Annotated in this window: 17 protein-coding genes; 11 read left to right on the forward strand and 6 right to left on the reverse strand. The window is 74.0% G+C overall.

Going from position 1 to position 18852, the window contains the following annotated elements:
- Positions 1-89: 89 nt before the first annotated feature.
- The 4 genes from ACZ4VL_RS33640 (at position 90) to ACZ4VL_RS33655 (ending at position 3915) form a co-directional block, all read left to right on the forward strand.
- Positions 90-737, forward strand: a complete 648-nt coding sequence (locus ACZ4VL_RS33640; RefSeq protein WP_361083510.1) for a class I SAM-dependent methyltransferase — start codon at positions 90-92, stop codon at positions 735-737.
- A gap of 148 nt (positions 738-885) precedes the next feature.
- The gene (locus ACZ4VL_RS33645) at positions 886-1851 is read left to right on the forward strand and encodes an N-acetylmuramoyl-L-alanine amidase (RefSeq protein ID WP_468207764.1); all 966 of its coding nucleotides are present in this window, start codon (positions 886-888) and stop codon (positions 1849-1851) included.
- A gap of 136 nt (positions 1852-1987) precedes the next feature.
- Entirely contained in the window at positions 1988-2788 is an 801-nt protein-coding gene (locus tag ACZ4VL_RS33650; protein ID WP_468207767.1) for a DUF5336 domain-containing protein, read from the forward strand.
- 116 nt (positions 2789-2904) lie between these two features.
- Positions 2905-3915: an LLM class F420-dependent oxidoreductase gene (locus tag ACZ4VL_RS33655; protein WP_468207770.1), complete on the forward strand. Its 1011-nt coding sequence runs from the start codon at positions 2905-2907 to the stop codon at positions 3913-3915.
- A gap of 48 nt (positions 3916-3963) precedes the next feature.
- Here the strand turns inward: ACZ4VL_RS33655 and ACZ4VL_RS33660 are convergent, their stop codons facing one another.
- From ACZ4VL_RS33660 to ACZ4VL_RS33675, 4 genes are all read right to left on the reverse strand, one after another.
- On the reverse strand, positions 3964-4455 hold the full coding sequence (locus ACZ4VL_RS33660) for a hypothetical protein (protein ID WP_468207801.1): 492 nt from the start codon (positions 4453-4455) through the stop codon (positions 3964-3966).
- 309 nt (positions 4456-4764) lie between these two features.
- Positions 4765-5853 carry a prenyltransferase/squalene oxidase repeat-containing protein gene (locus ACZ4VL_RS33665; protein ID WP_468207772.1) on the reverse strand — a complete coding sequence of 363 codons (1089 nt, stop codon included), beginning with the start codon at positions 5851-5853 and terminating at the stop codon, positions 4765-4767.
- Positions 5850-6584, reverse strand: a complete 735-nt coding sequence (locus tag ACZ4VL_RS33670; RefSeq protein ID WP_361083525.1) for a class I SAM-dependent methyltransferase — start codon at positions 6582-6584, stop codon at positions 5850-5852. The genes ACZ4VL_RS33665 and ACZ4VL_RS33670 overlap by 4 nt, the downstream gene beginning before the upstream one ends.
- 57 nt (positions 6585-6641) lie before the next feature.
- Positions 6642-7946, reverse strand: coding sequence for a glycosyltransferase family 4 protein (locus ACZ4VL_RS33675; RefSeq protein WP_468207776.1), 1305 nt, complete (start codon positions 7944-7946; stop codon positions 6642-6644).
- A 183-nt stretch (positions 7947-8129) separates the two neighbouring features.
- On the opposite strand from ACZ4VL_RS33675, the gene ACZ4VL_RS33680 reads away from it, so the two are divergent.
- Positions 8130-8744: a TetR family transcriptional regulator gene (locus tag ACZ4VL_RS33680; RefSeq protein ID WP_361083531.1), complete on the forward strand. Its 615-nt coding sequence runs from the start codon at positions 8130-8132 to the stop codon at positions 8742-8744.
- A 368-nt stretch (positions 8745-9112) separates the two neighbouring features.
- On the opposite strand, the gene ACZ4VL_RS33685 is transcribed toward ACZ4VL_RS33680, so the two are convergent.
- Positions 9113-9349: a ferredoxin gene (locus ACZ4VL_RS33685; protein ID WP_468207779.1), complete on the reverse strand. Its 237-nt coding sequence runs from the start codon at positions 9347-9349 to the stop codon at positions 9113-9115.
- Positions 9350-9409: 60 nt separating this feature from the next.
- Entirely contained in the window at positions 9410-10873 is a 1464-nt protein-coding gene (locus ACZ4VL_RS33690) for an aldehyde dehydrogenase (RefSeq protein ID WP_468207781.1), read from the reverse strand.
- 309 nt (positions 10874-11182) lie between these two features.
- On the opposite strand from ACZ4VL_RS33690, the gene ACZ4VL_RS33695 reads away from it, so the two are divergent.
- The 6 genes from ACZ4VL_RS33695 to ACZ4VL_RS33720 all read left to right on the forward strand — a co-directional run bounded on the left by ACZ4VL_RS33695 (position 11183) and on the right by ACZ4VL_RS33720 (position 18519).
- Positions 11183-12190, forward strand: coding sequence for an MBL fold metallo-hydrolase (locus ACZ4VL_RS33695; protein ID WP_468207784.1), 1008 nt, complete (start codon positions 11183-11185; stop codon positions 12188-12190).
- 349 nt (positions 12191-12539) lie between these two features.
- On the forward strand, positions 12540-13832 hold the full coding sequence (locus ACZ4VL_RS33700) for a prenyltransferase/squalene oxidase repeat-containing protein (RefSeq protein WP_468207787.1): 1293 nt from the start codon (positions 12540-12542) through the stop codon (positions 13830-13832).
- 1 nt (position 13833) lies between these two features.
- Positions 13834-14583: an SCO2322 family protein gene (locus ACZ4VL_RS33705; RefSeq protein WP_468207789.1), complete on the forward strand. Its 750-nt coding sequence runs from the start codon at positions 13834-13836 to the stop codon at positions 14581-14583.
- Complete coding sequence (locus ACZ4VL_RS33710; RefSeq protein ID WP_468207791.1) at positions 14580-15842, forward strand: energy-coupling factor transporter transmembrane component T family protein; 1263 nt, start codon at positions 14580-14582, stop codon at positions 15840-15842. The genes ACZ4VL_RS33705 and ACZ4VL_RS33710 overlap by 4 nt, the downstream gene beginning before the upstream one ends.
- Positions 15839-17683 carry an ABC transporter ATP-binding protein gene (locus ACZ4VL_RS33715; protein ID WP_468207793.1) on the forward strand — a complete coding sequence of 615 codons (1845 nt, stop codon included), beginning with the start codon at positions 15839-15841 and terminating at the stop codon, positions 17681-17683. The genes ACZ4VL_RS33710 and ACZ4VL_RS33715 overlap by 4 nt, the downstream gene beginning before the upstream one ends.
- Positions 17680-18519, forward strand: a complete 840-nt coding sequence (locus ACZ4VL_RS33720; protein WP_468207795.1) for an ECF transporter S component — start codon at positions 17680-17682, stop codon at positions 18517-18519. Before ACZ4VL_RS33715 ends, ACZ4VL_RS33720 begins: the two co-directional genes overlap by 4 nt.
- Positions 18520-18852: the final 333 nt, after the last annotated feature.

An 18852-nucleotide genomic window follows, 5' to 3' on the forward strand; every position in this document is an offset into this window, starting at 1 on the left:
CGACCCGGCCGACCCGGCCGACCCGGCCGTGACGTCCTACCGGGCGGTAGGGCAGCATGGGCCGCTCACGCGCAGCTCAGGAGGAACCCATGGCCCCCGCCACCCCCAAGCCGGAGACCCTCGCCGCCTTCGAGGCCGCCAAGGGGTTCATGCCCGCGACCGAGGGACTCGCCCTGTACGGCGCCGCAGCCGCGGCGGCGACCCTGGGTCTGCCGCTGCTGGAGGTGGGGACGTACTGCGGGCGCTCCACGATCCTGCTGGCCGACGCCGCCCGCGAGGCCGGCGTGAGCGCGATCACGGTCGACCACCACCGCGGCAGCGAGGAGCAGCAGCCCGGCTGGGAGTACCACGACCCGTCCGTCGTGGACCCGGAGGTCGGCCTGATGGACACCCTGCCCACCTTCCGCCGCACCCTGCACCGAGCCGGCCTGGAGGAGCACGTCATCGCGATCGTGGGCCGTTCCCCGCAGGTCGCCGCGGCCTGGGGCGGCAAGCTCGGCTTCGTCTTCATCGACGGCGGCCACACCGACGAGCACGCCACCGGCGACTACGAGGGCTGGGTCCCGCACCTCGCCGAGGGCGGCACGCTCGTCATCCACGACGTGTTCCCGGACCCGGCCGACGGCGGCCAGGCCCCGTACCGGATCTACCTGCGCGCGATGGCCTCCGGCGCCTTCGAGGAGGTCTCGGTGACCGACTCCCTGCGCGTCCTGCGCCGCACCGGCCCGGGCCTGTAGCCCCCGGGCGGGACCCCGGGCTCCACGGCGGGCCGGAGGGCGGGGCCCGGGCGGACCGCCCGTCCGGGCCTATGTGAGGACTATCGCACCGCGCCCTCGGATGGCCCAGTGCCCGTCCCGCGGCGGGCGGCCGGTCTAGGCTCGCGACGTGCGCTACGACGACGACAGCCCCCCGCCCCCCGAGTCCGCCTCCGCGGTCAGCCCGGACCGGCGACGGTTCGCGCGCCGCTCCTCCCTGGCCGTCGCGGCGGCCGTCCTCGCCCCGACCGCCCTGGCCGGGTGGGTCCTGGTCCAGGTGGCCACCGGGGCCGGGGCCGACGACGCCCGGCCGCCGCGGATCGTGATGCCGGCGGCCGGCGCCACGAACGCCTCGCTCACCCCGCCCGCATCGCCGGCCGCCTCCGCCTCAGCCGCCACGACGCCCGGGACCTCCGCCGGCAACGCCCTCAGCGGCAAGACCGTCGTGATCGACCCCGGACACAACACCGGCAACTTCAAGCACTCCACCGAGATCAACAAGAAGGTGGACATCGGCACCACCACCAAGGAGTGCGACGCCACCGGCACCACCACCAACTCCGGCTACATGGAAGCGGAGTTCACCCTCGACGTGTCGCGCCGGCTGCGCACGGTCCTCGAAGCCAGGGGCCTGAAGGTGGTGTTCACGCACGACGGCGAACGCCCCTGGGGCCCCTGCATCGACGAACGCGCCCGCATCGGCAACGGGGCGAAGGCCGACGCCGTGGTCTCCGTCCACGCGGACGGCGTCTCCGAGGGCAGCCGCGGCTACCACGTCATCCTCCCGGCAAAGGTCAAGCGCGGCGCGGCGGACACCGCGGCGATCGTCGGCCCGTCCCGGACCCTCGGCGAGCGGATCGCCGGGAACTTCGCCCGCACCACCGGCTCCGCCCCCGCCAACTACCTCGGCGGCGGCACGGGGTTGGTCGTCCGCGACGACCTCGGCGGCCTCAACCTCTCGACGCAGCCCAAGGTGTTCGTCGAGTGCGGCAACATGCGCGACAGCAAGGACGCGGCGCTGCTGACCAGTCCGGAGTGGCGGCAGAAGGCCGCCCAGGGCATCGCGGACGGCATCGTCGGCTTCCTGGGCGGGTAGTCCACCGAAGGACGCCCGCCCGCCCCGATCCTCTCGGTTGCGGGAAACCTCCGTACCATGGTCCAGCCCGCCCCCCGCTCCTGGATGCGCGACGCGGCACCACGAGACGACCGAGACCGAGAAGGACACCTAAGACGTGAACATCCGCTCCCTCACTCGAGGCGACGGCGTGGTGATCGGAGCAGCGGTGCTGCTGTTCATCGCCTCGTTCCTCGATTTCTACTCCGCGACCGGCCTGGACCTGCCGAGCGTGTGGGACACCGACGTCTACCGCCTGGCGCTGCCGTCCATCTTCCTGCTGGGCTTCATCGCCGCCGGCCTGATCGTCGGCGGCCGGTTCCTGCCGGAGTCCCGCAAGCTGGCGGGCCTGCCGCTGTCCGCCTGGGGGACGGTGCTCGCGGTCTCGGCCGCCTGGTCCTCCCTGTGGTCGCTGATCACCAGCCCGAGCGGCGCCGACCTGGGCGCGGGCTGCATCATCGCCTTCCTCGCCACCCTGGTGCTGGCCGGCGTCGCCGTCGCCGGCGCGAAGGTCCCGGCGCTCGCCGGACCGCTGGTGCCGGAGTCCCGGCCGGCCGCGCCGACCCCGTTCGGCGGCGGCCAGCCGCAGCCCGGCGGGTACGGCTACCCGGGCGCCCAGCAGCAGCCCGGCTACGGCGCCACCCCGCAGCCGGTCCCGCCGTACGGCGGCACCCCGGCGCCGGCACCGCAGGAGGCGGCGGCGCCCGCCCCGGCGGCCGACTTCTCCCCGTTCTGGTTCGCGGTGCCGGTGGCCCGCCCCCTCTTCGCCGAGGACGGCTCCCCCACCCCGATCGCCGAACTCGCTCCCGGCACCTGGTACCTGGCGGTGGACCAGCGCGGCCCGGCCACGCTGATCGCCCAGACCCAGGACGGCCGCCGCGGCGTCCTGAACGACACCTCCGGCATCCAGCGCGGCTGACCCCGCCCCGCCGGACGCACGACGGCCCCCCGCCCCTTCCGGGCGGGGGGCCGTTGTCCTACAGTCACCCCGTCACCTGACATCTCGTCAGGAACTTTTGGCGGAAGGAAGGCGCCGTGCGCCTCGGACTCGCACTCGGCTACTGGGGCCGCGGCCCCGACCCGACCCACCTCGCCCTCGCCACCGAGGCCGAGCGGCTCGGCTACACCTCGGTGTGGACCGCCGAGGCCTGGGGGTCGGACGCCTTCACCCCGCTCACCTGGATCGCCGCCCGCACCTCCCGGATCCGCCTCGGCACCGCCATCGCCCAGATGGCCGCCCGCAGCCCGACCGCGACCGCCATGCACGCGCTCACCCTCGACCACCTCTCCGGCGGCCGCATGATGCTGGGCCTCGGCCTGTCCGGCCCCCAGGTCGTCGAGGGCTGGTACGGGCGCCCCTTCCCCGCGAGCCCGCTCACCGCCACCCGCGAGTACGTCGACGTCGTCCGCCAGGTGCTGCGCCGCGAAGCCCCCGTCACCCTGGACGGCCGCTTCCACCCCCACCCGTACCGGGGCCCCGACGGCACCGGCCTCGGCCGGGCGCTGCGGCCCATCACCCACCCGCTCCGCTCCGACCTGCCCGTCCTGCTCGGCGCGGAGGGCCCGCGGAACATCGCCCAGACCACCCGGATCGCCGACGGCTGGCTCCCCCTCTACTGGTCGCCCACCCGTACCGACGCGTACCGGGCGTCCCTCACCGACCTCCCCGAGGGCTTCGTGATCGCCCCCATGGCCCGGGCGAAGGTCTGCGAGGACGTCGCCGAGGGGCTCCTCCCGGTCAAGGCGATGCTCGGCTTCTACATCGGCGGCATGGGGCACGCGGCCCGCAACTTCCACGCCGACCTCATGGCGCGCATGGGCTACGCCGACGAGGCCCGCCGCATCCAGGAGCTGTTCCTCGCCGGGCGCCGCGAGGAGGCCGTCCTCGCCGTCCCGGACGCGTTCGCCGACGAGATCAGCCTGGTCGGCCCCCGCGAGCGGATCGCCGAACGCCTGGAGCTGTGGCGCAAGGGACCGGTCACCGACCTCCTCGTCACGGCCCCGGACCCGCACACCCTGCGCGTCCTGGCCGACCTCAACTCCTGACGGGCGGGCACGGGGCCGGCGGCTCGACGCCGGCCGGCCCCGCCCGGTCTACCCGCCCAACTGGGACAGGCTCGGCACCTTGTCGGTCACCGTGGCGCCCGCGCTCTGGCCGGCGTCCTTCACCCCACCGATGACGCTCTCGAACGAGCTGATGTCGGCGGAACCGGCCTGACCCGAACGCAGCTTGGCGGCCAGGCCCTTCAGCGACTCGATGCCCGCCGTCATCGGGGCCACCGCCTTGGACAGCAGTGGGTCGCCCTTGGCGTTGTTCACCGCCGCCTTCAGCCGGTTGTAGGCGAAGCCGCCCGCGAGACCCGCCTTGATCAGCGCGAACGTCCTGCCCTTCGCGCCCTTCTTGAACTTGCCCGCCCGGTACGGCTTGATGATCCACTGGTACGTCGCCCCGGCCGCGAGCCCGGCGTTGACGACGAACCGCGTCTTGGCGAACTTCTGCCGCTCCGCCGACGTCGTCGGCGTCGGCTCGGCCGCGACCACGGGGACGGCGTCCACGACCCCCAGGGAGGCGGCCTCCGCCCGCATCTGCGCCAGAGCGGCCTGCAGTTCCACGGCATCGATCTGCTCCGCGGGCGCCGCCGCCGACAGGGACACGTTCGCATCCCGGGCCGCCCCCGCCCCGCTACCGCTGCCGCAGCCGGTGACCCCGGTCAGCAGTGCGGTGGACAGCGTCAGCGCCGTGACGGCGCGGCGGACTCGCACGGTTCTGCGTATGGACACGGTTTCCTCCAGGGGAGTGAGGAGTCCCCCGCAGCGTCACCCCGGGGCACCGGCCCCGCCACTCGGGCCACCCGTCCGGGCCACCCGACTGGCGCGGCCGCCGCCCCGCCCGCATCATCCGCCGTTACAGCAGTCCGGTTCCAGCCCGGCCGGCAGCTCCTGTCCGCCGAACACCGCCGTCGTGGCCTCGTCACCGCCGAGCGCGGCCACGGCCAGCAGCAGCGACCCGGCCGTCCAGGTGGTCTGCTCGACGGGCCACACCGCCCGGTCGTCGAAGACGTAACCGGTCCAGTACATGCCGTTGTCCGCACGCAGGTGCGTGATGGACCGCAGGATCTCCAGCGCCCGGTCCGACTCCCCCATGGCCCACAGCGTGAGCGCGAGTTCGCAGGACTCCCCGCCGGTCACCCACGGGTTCGGCAGGACGCACCGCACGCCCAGCCCCGGGACGACGAACTCGTCCCAGCGCCCGTCGATCCGCTCCTGCGCCTGCGCACCCGTGACCGCCCCGCCCAGGACCGGGTAGTACCAGTCCATCGAGTACCGGTCCTTGTCCAGGAACCGCTCCGGGTGCCGGCGTATCGCATGCCCGAGCGCGCCCGCCGCCAGCTCCCAGTCCGGCTGCGGGTCCTCCCGGTGCTCGGCGATCGCCAGGGCGCAGCGCAGCGCCTGGTGGATGGAGGACGAACCGGTCAGCAGCGCGTCGGTGACGGGCGTGCCGTCCGCCTCGCGCTTCCACCCGATCTCGCCGCCCGGCTGCTGCAGGCCCAGGACGAACTCCACGGCCGCGTGGACGACCGGCCACATCCGCTCCAGGAACCGGTCGTCGCCGGTGGCCAGGTAGTGGTGCCACACCCCGACGGCCACGTACGCGACGAAGTTGCTCTCCCGCCCGCCGTCCTGCGGCTCGGCGGTGTCCACCCCGTCCGGCCGGTCGGCGTAGGCCGCGTGCCAGGACCCGTCGGCGTTCTGGTGCCGGGCCAGCCACAGGTACGCCCGTTCGGCGGCCTCGTGCTCGCCCGCCGCGTCCAGCGCCATCGCGGCCTCGGTGTGGTCCCACGGATCGAGGTGGTGGCCGCGGAACCAGGGGATGGCGCCGTCGGACCGCTGGGCGGCGAGGATGCCGGCGACCGTCGCCGTGGCTTCCTCTACCGTCAGGACGCCGTCCAGGGCCAGGCGTTCGGTGCGCCCGGTGGAGCTCACTGGGTCGCGCCGACGGGGAGGTGGGGCTTGGTCGCGTACACCACGAGGCTCTTGCCCATGATCGGGTTGAGCGCCTGCTCCGCCAGCCGCGTCGCCAGGGGTTTCTTCATGATGTCCCAGACCAGGAGCTTGTGGTAGGCGCGCACGGGCAGCGCCTTGTCGTTGTCCACGCCGAACGCGCACTTGAGCCACCAGTACGGGGAGTGCAGCGCGTGGGCGTGGTGCGAGCCGTACGGCTTCAGCCCCGCGGCCCGTATCTTCCCGATCAGCTCGTCGGCCTTGTAGATGCGGATGTGACCGCCCTCGACCTCGTGGTAGGCGTCGCTCAGCGCCCAGCACACCTTCTCCGGCCCGTACCGCGGCACGGTGACGGCGATCCGCCCGCCCGGCTTGAGTACGCGCACCATCTCCGCGAGCACGCCCTTGTCATCGGGGATGTGCTCCATGACCTCGGAGATGATCACCACGTCGAAGGAGTCGTCCGGGAACGGAAGGGCGAGCGCGTCGCCCTCCATGGCCGTGGCGGTCGCACCGGCCGGGGCCTCACCGGCCTCCTTCATGGCGGCGAACCACTTGGCGACCTCGCGGATCTCCTCGCCGTTGCGGTCGACCGCGACGACCTGGGCGCCGCGCCGGTAGCACTCGAAGGCGTGGCGGCCTGCGCCGCAGCCCAGATCGAGTACGCGGTCGCCTGCGGCGAGCGGGAACCGGGAGAAATCGACGGTCAGCACGAGGTCCTGCCTTCGCAGTCGCGGGGATGAACAGTGGGAACGATGGAAAACACGGAGTCAGCGGACCCGGCGCGCCTGCTCGATGGCGGCCCGGTAGTGCGCGACGGTGCCCTCGGCGGCCTTGGCCCAGGTGAACCGGGACAGCACCCGCTCCCGTCCGGCAGCACCCAGGCGGGCCCGCAGCTGCGCATCGCCCAGCAGCCGGCCGAGCGCCGCGGCCAGCGCACCCGCGTCGCCGGGCGGCACCGCGAGACAGGTCTCGCCGTCGGGCCCGGCCACCTCCGGAATGGCACCACCCGTGGTGGCGACCAGCGGCGTACCCGTGGCCATGGCCTCGGCCGCCGGCAGCGAGAACCCCTCGTACAGCGAGGGCACGCACGCGACCTGAGCACTGCGCACGAGGTCGACCAGCTCCTGGTCCGTGACGCCCTTGACGAACGTCACGGCGTCCTGCAGCCCGTACGCCTGGATGGCCCGCGCCACGGGCCCTTCCTCGGCCCGCTTGCCCACGACCACGAGATGGGCACCGGGCTGCTCGGTACGCAGCTTCGCCAGCGCCTCGACGAGGTACACGAGCCCCTTCAGCGGAACATCGGCACTCGACGTCGTCACGATCCGCCCGGGCACCTCGGCCACGGAGGCGTCGGGCGACCACAGCTCGGTGTCCGCCCCGATGTGCACGACGTGGATCCGCTCGCCGCGCACCCCCAGGTGCTCCTCGATCTCCTGCTTCGACGACCCGGAAACCGTCAGCACGGACGGCAGCCGCCGCGCCACGCGCCCCTGCATCCGCGTGAAGGCGTACCACCGCCGCACGGACAGCCGCCTCAGCCGGTCCTTGGCCGCGTCCAGTTCGAGCTTGCGGTCCACGGTGATCGGGTGGTGGATCGTGGTGACCAGCGGCGCACCCAACTCACCCAACAGCCCGTACCCGAGGGTCTGGTTGTCGTGCACGACGTCGAACTCACCCGCCCGGGCGGCCAGGTGCTTCCGGGCCCGCAGCGAGAAGGTCAGCGGCTCGGGAAACCCGCCGGTCCACATGGTGCCGACCTCGACCAGGTCGACCCAGTCCCGGATCTCCTCGCGCTTGGGCGTGCGGAACGGATCGGGCTGGCGGTACAGGTCGAGGCTGGGCAGCTCGGTCAGCGTGGCCCCGCCTTCGAGCACGGGATAGGGCTGCGCCCCGATCACCTCGACGGAGTGTCCGAGCGCGACGAGCTCACGGGAAAGGTGCCGGACGTAGACGCCCTGTCCCCCGCAGAACGGGTTCCCCTTATAGGTCAGGAGCGCGATGCGCAACGGCCGATCGCCGTCCGTCACGGACCCTGCGAAAGGGCTCGTCACCATGGCCTCCGCGGTCACACTCGGCCCCCTTCTCCCTGCAACTTTCGCCGGAGCGTAACCGCTCGGATAATGTAGAACAAGTTTCAGACTTGATCCGTCCAAGACACTGAATCTACCGGCCGGAAACCAGCACGTAAGAGGCGGAGCAGGTGATTCACGCCACGGCCGCGTCGCCTGCCAGGAGCGCATGGAACGGGGCACATGACAGCGCAACCGAACACGTCGGCATCCCCTCCCCTGACGGAGCGCCAGGAGGCCCGCCGCCGCCGTATCCTGCACGCCAGCGCCCAGCTGGCCAGCCGCGGCGGCTTCGACGCCGTCCAGATGCGCGAGGTCGCCGAGGCGGCCGGCGTCGCGCTGGGCACCCTGTACCGCTACTTCCCCTCGAAGGTGCACCTGCTGGTCGCCACCATGCAGGACCAGCTCCAGCACATGCACACGACACTCCGCAAACGTCCCCCGGCCGCCGACGACCCCGCCGCCCGCGTCGCGGAAACCCTGATGCGCGCCTTCCGCGCCCTCCAGCGCGAACCCCACCTCGCCGACGCCATGGTGCGTGCCCTGACCTTCGCGGACCGCAGCGTCAGCCCCGAGGTGGACACGGTGTCCCGCCTGACGACCGCCATCATCCTGGACGCGATGGGCCTGGACGCCCCGCCCACCGCGGAGCAACTGTCGGCGGTCCGCGTCATCGAGCACACCTGGCACTCGGCCCTGATCACCTGGCTGTCGGGCCGCGCCTCGATCGCCCAGGTCAAAATCGACATCGAAACGGTCTGCCGCCTCATCGACCTGACGGCACCGGAAAAGTCCTGATCCCACCCCCACGACAAGGCCCGCACAGCAAGGCCCCACAACAACCCGGCAGGGGGACCGGGGGAAACCCGGCGCCACGGGACGCTCCGGCCCCCACACCCCGAAGCAGGCGGAGCCGAGGTCGCACACCACCACCCGTCCCCGCCGTCCGCACCCCACCCCCTGGCCGTTCCTCCGGGGCTTGCCGGGAGTCTGTTGGCATCCGGGGTGGGCGGTCGGTCAAGGGTGGCCGGAGGCCATCGCGCAGCGACGCGACCGGGGGAAGCGCCCTTGAGGGACCGGCCCGCGCCGGAAGGACAATGGGCTGCCGGGAAGCCCCGGAAGCCTTTCCCCTTCCCCCCTCCCGCTCCCCCTCGCCCTCCCCCTCCTTACTCCTCGGGCGGGAACACGGCCTCCCCGCTCCCGGCCAGCGTGATCATGATGGCCTCGACGGGACACCCCTCGGCCGCCGCCAGGATCGGTTCGTTCGCGTCGACCTCCGCCTCGCGGGGACGTGACTGGCGCGCCGAGTCCAGGGCGAAGCCCTCCGGGGCGTGGTTCACGCACATCCCGGACCCGATGCAGATCCCCCGGTCCACTTCGACCTGCCACTTGTCACCGCTCACCGCGCCGGCCCCCACTCCCCGCCCTCCGCCCTGCCCGTCTTCCCGGTCTCCCCCGCCCCCTCAAGCCCCGGCCTCGTACCCGCCCGGCAGGTGGATCATCTTGTGCTCCAGGTACTCGCCCAGCCCCTCGGGCCCGAACTCCCGTCCGATCCCGCTGTCCTTGTAGCCGCCGAACGGCCCCAGCATGTCCAGGCTGAACGTGTTGACGTTGAAGGTGCCCGTCCGCACCTGCCGGGCGAAGTCGATGCCGTGCTCGACGTCCGCCGTCCAGACGCTCCCGCTCAGCCCGAACGCCGAGTCGTTGGCGATCCCGAGCGCCTCCCGCTCGTCCGCGTACGGGATCAGGCACACCACCGGCCCGAAGATCTCCTCCCGGGCGATCCGCATCCCGTTGTCCACGTCCCCGAACAGGGTCGGCTCGACGTACCAGCCCCGCTCCAGCCCGGCGGGGCGCCCGCCGCCCACGAGCACCTTGGCGCCCTCCTCCTGCCCGATCCGGATGTAGTCCAGCGACCGCTGCTGCTGCCGCCGCGCCACGAGCGGGCCGAGCTGGGTCGCCGGGTCGAGGGGGTCGCCGACCACCAGCGCCCCGGCCGCGGCGGCGAGCGCCTCGGCCACCTCCCCGTAGCGGCTGCGGGGGGCGAGGACGCGGGTCTGGGCGACGCACGCCTGGCCGTTGTTCATCCAGGCCGCGGGGACGATCCCGGCGACGGCGGTCTCCAGGTCGGCGTCCGGCAGCACGACGGCGGCGGACTTCCCGCCCAGTTCCAGGGTGACCCGGGTCAGGTTGCGGGCCGCGACCTCCATGACGCGCTTCCCGGCCGCCACCGACCCCGTGAACGCGACCTTGTCGACACCGGCGTGACCGACCAGGTACTCGCTCACCTCCCGGTCGGCCGGCAGCACCGACAGCACCCCCTCGGGCAGCCCGGCCTCCCGGGCGATGTCGGCGAGGATGTACGAGTCCAGCGGCGCCTCGGGAGACGGCTTGAGGATCACCGTGCACCCGGTCAGCAGCGCGGGCGCGAGCTTCGCCGCGGCCACGAACTGCGGCACGTTCCACGGGATGACGGCCGCGACCACGCCCACCGGCTCCCGGCGCACCAGGATCGGCCCGAGCACGCCCTGGCGGTGCTCCTCGTACGGGTACGCGCGCGCGACCTGGATCGCGGCGTCGTAGACCATCATCGGGCCGAGCGCCTGGGCGAGGATGCTCCAGGAGTACGGGGAACCGTTCTGGGAGCTGATCGACCGGGCGATCTCCTCGTGCCGGACGGCGATCGCGTCCTTGATCCGGGTGACCACGGCGATCCGCTCGTCCAGGGGCATCCGGGGCCACGGCCCCTCGTCGAAGGCCCGGCGGGCGGCGGCCACGGCCCGGTCCACATCTCCCCGGGACGCGTGCGGGACGCTGCCGATGACCTGCTCGGTGTGGGGGGAGACGACCTCGATCGTCCCGGTGCCCAACGGATCCGTCCACTCCCCGCCGATGAACAGCTGTCCGTGTTCCACGCGCTCGGTCATGGCTGATGCCTCCTCCGGCTTGGCGTTCCCGAACTGATACCAGTTCTAGTTCCAGGAGTCCACGAGCAGGACGGAACCACGGAAGAGATCCAACGGCTAGCCAGAAAGCCCCCCGAATGGTCGACTTGGGCTACCAATGCAACACGTTCTCATCAGGGAGACGGCATGCGGCAGGAAGCAGCGAAAAGGTCAGGGCCGAAAGCCAAGCCCGAACCCGCACCCCACACCACACCCGAACCCGCACCCACACCCCCCACGAAACCCGACCCCGCACCCCCCAAAGCCGAGGTGACCCACCACGGCGGCGGCGTGGCTGCCATCAAGGTGCCCATCCCGGACAACCCCCTCGGCCACACCCTCGTCCACGTCCTCGACACCGACCGCGGCCCCGTCCTCATCGACACCGGCTGGGACGACCCGCACTCCTGGGACACCCTCACCGCCGGCCTGGAAGCCCTGGGCACCGCGGTCTCCGACGTCCACGGCGTGGTCATCACCCACCACCACCCCGACCACCACGGCCTCTCCGGCAAGGTCCGGGACGCCTCCGGCGCCTGGATCGCCCTGCACGCCGCCGACACCGGGGTCGTCCTGCGGACCCGCTCCGCCGAGCCCTCGGTCTGGCTGGACTACATGACCGCCAAGCTCGCCGCCGCCGGAGCCCCCGACGAGCACGTCGCCCCGTTGCGGGCGGCCCGCGCGAGCGGCCGCATGCGCACCCTCCCGGGCCTGCGGGCCGCCGTCCCCGACCGGGAGATCGTCCACGGCGAGCTGCTCCCCCTGGCCGGGCGCAGACTCCGCGCCGTCTGGACCCCCGGGCACACCCCCGGCCACGTCTGCCTGCACCTGGAGGAAGCCCACCCGGCGAACCTCCCCGGCAGCGGCCGCCTCTTCGCCGGGGACCACCTGCTGCCCGGGATCTCCCCGCACATCGGCCTCTACGAGCACCCGGAGGACACCCGCACCACCGACCCCCTCGGCGACTACCTGGACTCCCTCGAACGCATCGCCCGCCTGGACCCCGCCGAGGTGCTCCCCGCCCACCAGCACGCCTTCACCGACGCCCCCACCCGGGTCCGCGAGCTGTTGCGCCACCACGAGGAGCGGCTGGCCGGGCTGTGGGAACTGTTGGCCGAGCCGCTGACCCCCTGGGGGCTGGCGGAACGGATGGAGTGGAACCGGCCCTGGGAGCAGATCCCGTACGGCTCCCGCAACATCGCCGTCTCGGAGGCGGAGGCGCACCTGCGCCGCCTGGTGAAACAGGGCCGGGCCGAGCCGGTGCCTGGCAGCACCCCGACCACGTACCGCGCCCTCTGAGGGGGACGGCCCGCACCCGAACGACACACCCCCACCCCATCCCGGCGGAAACCCCCAGGTAAGGGCCGCCCGCCCCCTGTGCCACCAGCACCCGCAATACCGGCCGGTACAGTAAGCCCGTCGTCCACCCTTCCGTACGGGGGAAAGCCGGTGCAATTCCGGCGCTGACCCGCAACCGTGACCCGCCCCGGCCCCGCCGGGCGGCAGCCGGACCGCCCCGTACACGAAGGTGCGCGGCTCGTGTCGCCGGAGTCCCCGGCGGCCGGCACCGTCGAGGTCAACGGAGCCGGAGCCCGGTGCCCAGCGCGCGCCTGCCTCCCGCTCCCCAGCACGAGAGGCACCCGCCCGCATGAACATCCGCCGCAGCGCCGCAGCGCTCGCCGCCTCCGCCGTGCTCTGCGCGGGTGCCGCCCCCGCAGCCCTCGCCGCGCCCGCCTCACCCGCCGCGCCTGCCGCGCCCGCCCCGTCGGCCTCGACGCCCCCGGTGATCCCCTCGGGCCTGTACGGCAAGAACGACCCCACGTACGACGGCGTCTGGCGGCAGTCCGTCGCGCTGCTCGCCCAGCACACGGTCGGCGTCAAGCCCGCCAAGGAGGCCGTCGCCTGGCTGGCCGGGCAGCAGTGCGCGAACGGCGGCTTCGCCTCCTTCCGCGCGGACGCCGCCGTGGCCTGCGACGCCACGACGATGTACGACACGAACGCCACCGCGATGGCCGTCCAGGCCCTGAAGACGCTGGGCGGCCAGGACGCGGCCGTGAAGAAGAGCGTGGACTGGCTGAAGTCCGTCCAGGGCGAGGACGGCGGCTGGGCCTTCGTCCCCGGCTCCCCCAGCGACGCCAACTCCACCGCCGTGGTCGTCAGCGCCCTCGGCGTGGCGGGCGAGAAGCCGGCCGCGGTGAAGTCGAAGGCCGGCAAGTCCGCGTACGACGGCCTGCTCGCGTTCCAGCTGGGCTGCTCCGCCCAGCCGCCCTCCGACGGGGGCGCCTTCGCGTACCAGCCCGCCGACGGGAAGCTGCTGCCCAACGCCGACGCGACGGCCGCCGCGACCCTGGCCGCCCTGGGCAAGGGCGCGGTCGTCGCCCCGGCGGCGAAGGACACCCCCGCGGGCCCGTCGAACTGCACCGCGGCGGCAGAGCCGGAGGCCGCCGGCCAGGCGGGGGCCGGCTACCTGGCCGAGGCCCTGAAGAAGGGCGGCGACCACCTCATGGCCGTCACCCCCGGCTCGGACCAGCCGACCCCGGACACCGGCAACACCGTCGACGCGGTGATCGCCCTGGCCGCCGCCGGGCACAAGCAGTCGGCGGCGGGCGCGCTGGAGTGGCTGAAGGGCAACTCCGCGGAGTGGGCCAAGGGCAGCCCGGCGGCCCTCGGCACCCTGGTCCTGGCCGCGCACGCGACGGGCACGGACCCGAAGGCGTTCGGCGGCGCGGACCTGGTCGCGGCCCTGAACGCAACGGGCCCGGCCCCGCAGGCCGCGGGCACGCCCGAGCCGAACGGCACCAAGAGCAACACCAACGAGAACGACGACGAGAAGACCGACTCCGACGACCAGAACATCTGGTGGATGATCGGTGTGGGCGCCGCGGCCGGCGCGGGCATCGGCATCCTGCTGAGCGGCCGCCGCAAGAAGAACCAGCTCTGACATGTCGAGCCCCCGCACCGGCAGGCGTACGCGCCACCTGCGCATACGCCTGCCCCGGCGCTCGGCCCCGGCCGTCCTGGCGCTCCTCCCCCTCCTCCTCCTTTCGCTCCCCCTCCCGCTGATCGCGGCCTCGCCCGCGCTGGCGGCCGGGTACCGCTACTGGTCGTTCTGGGACGGCACGGGCGGCCAGTGGTCGTACGCCACCCAGGGCCCCTCGACGGCCCGCCCGGCCGACGGCTCGGTCCAGGGGTTCCGCTTCGCGGTGAGCAAGGACGCGGCCGCCGAGGCCGCCCGGCCGCGGGCGGCGGCGGACTTCGACGCGGTCTGCTCCGCGACCCCGGCGGCGCCGGGCCGGAAGCGGGTCGCCGTGGTCATCGACTTCGGCGTACCCGCCGACGCCCCGGCCGGCAACGCCCCGCCGCAGGACGCCCCGCGCACGGCCTGCGCCCAGCTGGCCCCGGAGGCCACGGCCGCGGAGGCCCTGGCGGAGGTGGCCAAGCCGCTGCGCTACAACAGCGCGGCGCTGCTCTGCGCGATCTCGGGCTACCCGAAGCAGGGCTGCGGCGAGCAGATCGCGGACGCCCCGGGGGCCACAGCGCCGCAGAACGAGAAAACGGAGAAGGAGAGGGAGAAGGAGAGGTCAGAGGCCAAGGAGACGGAAAGCCCGTGGCTGGGCCCCGTGGCCGGCCTGGCAGTGCTGTCCGCCGTGGCGCTGGCCGCCGTCCGGCGATCCGCCCGACGCCGCCGATGACTCCCCGCCCCACTCGCCCCACCGGCACCACCCGCACCGCTGCCCCCGCCCCCACGCGCAGCTACGCCGCCCCGGAAGCCCGGCGCGGCAACGCCCTGCACGCGGGGGCGTGGTGGCTGTGGGCCCTCGGGCTGGCCACCGCCGCTTCGCGGACCACCAACCCGCTCCTCCTCGGGCTGATCATCGCGGTGGCCGGCTACGTCGTCGCCGCGCGCCGCACCGCCGCGCCGTGGGCCCGTTCGTACGCCGCCTTCCTCAAGCTCGGCCTGTTCGTGATCGGCCTGCGGCTGCTGTTCTCCGTACTCCTCGGTTCGCCGATCCCCGGTACGCACCTCCTGTTCACCCTCCCGGAGGTCCCCCTCCCCGCGTGGGCGCAGGGCATCCGCTTCGGCGGCCGCGTCACGGGCGAGCAGCTCGTCTTCGCGTTCTACGACGGCGCCAAGCTGGCCACCCTCCTCGTCTGCGTCGGCGCCGCGAACGCCCTCGCCAACCCCGCCCGCCTGTTGAAGTCGCTTCCGGCGGCCCTCTACGAGGCCGGCGTAGCCGTCGTCGTCGCCATGACGTTCGCGCCGAACATGGTCGCCGACGTGGCCCGCCTGCGTACCGCCCGCCGCCTGCGCGGCCGCCCCACCGGCGGCGTCAAGGCGATCCTGCAGATCGGCCTGCCGGTCCTGGAGGGCGCCCTCGAACGGTCCGTCGCGCTCGCCGCCTCGATGGACGCGCGCGGCTACGGCCGTACCGCCCAGGTCCCCTCCGCCGTACGGCACACCACCACCGCGCTCACCCTGGGCGGCCTGCTCGGCATGTGCGCGGGCACGTACGGACTGCTCGCCGCCGAAGGGGCCGCGTACGGCCTGCCCGTCCTGCTCGTCGGTCTCGCGCTCGCCCTCGCCGGGCTGCGGCTCGGCGGGCGGCGCAGCGTCCGGACCCGCTACCGGCCGGACCGTTGGGGGGTGCGTGCGTGGCTCGTCGCCGGGTCCGGGGCGGTCGTCGCCGCCGCCCTCGTGTACGCGTCCGGGGCCGACCCGCAGACCCTGCGGCCGGGGGTGGTCCCGCTGACGGCCCCCGTGCTGCCGCTGTGGCCGGCGGTCGCGGTGATGATCGGCCTGCTCCCCGCCGTAGTGGCACCGGTCCCGGGGCCACTGGCCGCCCCCACCCGCACCGCCACCCCCACCCCCACCCACGCCCCCGAGCCCGAGCCCGAGCCAATCCGGGCCCCAGCTCCCCGCCCCGTTCCGCAGAAGGAGGCGTCGCAGTGATCCGCTTCGAGCAGGTGTCGGTCACCTACGACGGCGCGGCGCAGCCCGCCCTCCGCGACGCCGACCTGGTCGTCCCCGAAGGAGAGCTCACGCTGCTGGTCGGCCCGTCGGGCTCCGGCAAGTCCACCCTCCTCGGGGCGGTGTCCGGCCTCGTCCCCCATTTCACGGGCGGCACCCTGCGCGGCCGCGTCACCGTCGACGGCCGGGACACCCGCACCCACCGGCCGCGCGAGCTGGCGGACGTCGTCGGCACGGTCGGCCAGGACCCCCTCTCCCACTTCGTGACGGACGTGGTCGAGGACGAGCTCGCGTACGGCATGGAATCCCTGGGCCTGGCGCCCGCCGTCATGCGCCGCCGCGTCGAGGAGACCCTGGACCTGCTCGGCCTGAACGAGTTGCGCGACCGTCCCCTCGCCTCCCTGTCGGGCGGGCAGCAGCAGCGCGTCGCCATCGGCTCGGTCCTGACCACGCACCCCAAGGTGCTGGTCCTGGACGAGCCCACCTCCGCCCTGGACCCGGCGGCCGCGGAGGAGGTCCTCGCGGTGCTCCAGCGGCTGGTCCACGACCTGGGCACCACCGTGCTGATGGCGGAGCACCGCCTGGAGCGGGTGGTCCAGTACGCCGACCGGGTGCTGCTCCTGCCCGGGCCGGGCTCGGCCCCGGTCATCGGATCCCCCGCGGACATCATGGCCGTCTCGCCCGTGCACCCGCCGGTGGTCTCGCTGGGCCGGCTGGCCGGCTGGTCCCCGCTCCCCCTGTCGGTACGCGACGCCCGCCGCCTGGCACCCCCACTGCGGGACCGCCTGTCGGAGCTGAGCCCCCCGCACCGGACAACGGCTGCGCCCCCGCGCCCCTCGGCCGACCACCCCGCGACCAACCCCGGGACGACGCCGACGCCGACGCCGGAGCCCGAGACGGCAGCGGCAGCGGCGCTGGCAGCGGCAACGCAGCCCCCCACCCGCCCCGGCCTCCTGACCCGCCTGCTCCGCCGCACCGGCGACCCGGCCCCCACCCCGAACGCAAGCCCGCACACCCACCCGGCGCCCACCCCCCACACCACCCCCGTCGCCCGGGCCCGCGCCCTGTCGGTGCGCCGCGGGCGCGCGGAGGTCCTGCACGGCATCGACCTCGCGGTGGCGGCCGGTGAGACGGTGGCCCTGATGGGCCGCAACGGCGCGGGCAAGTCCACCCTCCTCGGCGCCCTGGTCGGGACCCTCGCCCCCGCCGGCGGCGAGGTGTCGGTCGGCGGCCGGGTGCCGCACCGCACACCGCCGCCGGAGATGGTGCGCCGCGTCGGGCTGGTCCCGCAGGAGCCCCGCGACCTGCTGTACGCCGACACGGTCGCCGCCGAGTGCGCCGCCGCCGACGCCGATGCCGGGGCGGCCCCCGGCACCTGCCGCGACCTGGTGTCGGCGCTGTTGCCCGAGGTCGCCGACGACACCCACCCGCGCGACCTCTCCGAGGGGCAGCGGCTGGCCCTCGCCCTTTCCCTGGTGCTCACCGGCCGGCCGGCGCTGCTGCTGCTCGACGAGCCGACCCGCGGCCTGGACTACGCGGCCAAGGCCCGGCTGATCCGGATCCTGCGGGAGCTGGCGGGCGACGGGCACGCCATCGTCCTGGCGACGCACGACGTGGAGCTGGCGGCGGAGCTGGCCCACCGGGTGGTCGTCCTGGCCGGCGGTGAGATCGTCGCGGACGGGCCGACCGCGGAGGTCGTGGTGTCCTCGCCGGCCTTCGCCCCCCAGGTGGCCAAGATCCTGGCACCGGGGCACTGGCTCACCGTGCCCGAGGTCGCAGCCGCCCTGGCGTCCGACCCGGGGGCACAGGGGGCTACTCCGTGAACCCCGTGAACCGCCCCGTCCGGATCGGCCCGCGGGCCGCGGTCGCCCTCGTCCTCGTCACCCTGATCGGCATCGCCGCGTTCGGCTGGCCGCTCCTCGCCGACCGCCAGTCCGGGCTCGCCCATTCCCAGGACGCCCCCTGGCTCTTCGCGGCGCTGCTCCCCCTCCTCGTCGGGGTGGTCGTGGCGACCATCGCCGACCAGGGCATGGACGCCAAAGCGGTGGCGATGCTCGGCGTCCTGGCCGCGGTCGGCGCCGCCCTGCGGCCGCTCGGTGCGGGGACGGCCGGCCTGGAGCCCATGTTCTTCCTGATGGTGCTCAGCGGCCGCGTCCTCGGCCCCGGCTTCGGCTTCGTCCTGGGCTCGGTGACGATGTTCGCGTCGGCCCTGCTCACCGGCGGGGTCGGGCCGTGGATGCCGTTCCAGATGCTGGCCCTCGGCTGGTTCGCGCTGGGTGCCGGGCTGCTGCCCGGGCCGGAGCGGGTCCGGGGCCGGGCGGAGCTGCTGATGCTGGCGGCGTACGGGTTCGTGGGCTCGTTCGCGTACGGGACGATCATGAACTTGCAGGGCTGGGTCCTGCTGCAGGGCATGGGGCAGGGCGTGTCGTTCCATCCGGGGGATCCGGTCGCGGCGAACCTGGCCCGGTTCCTCGCGTACTGCCTGGCGACCTCGCTGGGCTGGGACCTGGGCCGGGCCGCACTGACGGTCGTACTGACCCTCACGCTCGGCGGCACGCTGCTGAAGGCACTGCGCCGGGCGACTCGGAAAGCGGCCTTCGACGCCCCGGTCTCCTTCGATTCAGGGGCCGGAAGTGGCCCGGGACACACCCAGAAATAGGTACAAGCAGCCACAGAAGGTGACATTCGAGGCCTTTGACGGTGAGGCACCCCACAGGACCCAGGTCACATACGGCCCGCCCTAGTAGGCCCACCACCTCTCCCTCGCGGCCCTCCCCCAGCCCCCTCGCAGCCCCCTCGCAGGCCTCACGGCACCCACCCCGCCACCAGCGACCTTCGAGGACCCGTAGTAGAAGGGGGGCTTTGCCAGGGCGGCGACGGCCTGGCTAACTGGTGTTGTCGCCGAGGCGGCCGGGGCGCACAGCCCCCCGCCGGGTCGAACCCCTCTCCCTCGCGTGAGTGGCTCACGCATGTCTTCGGCATGCCGCGACCG

This window comes from Streptomyces sp. NPDC029014 (assembly GCF_055564695.1).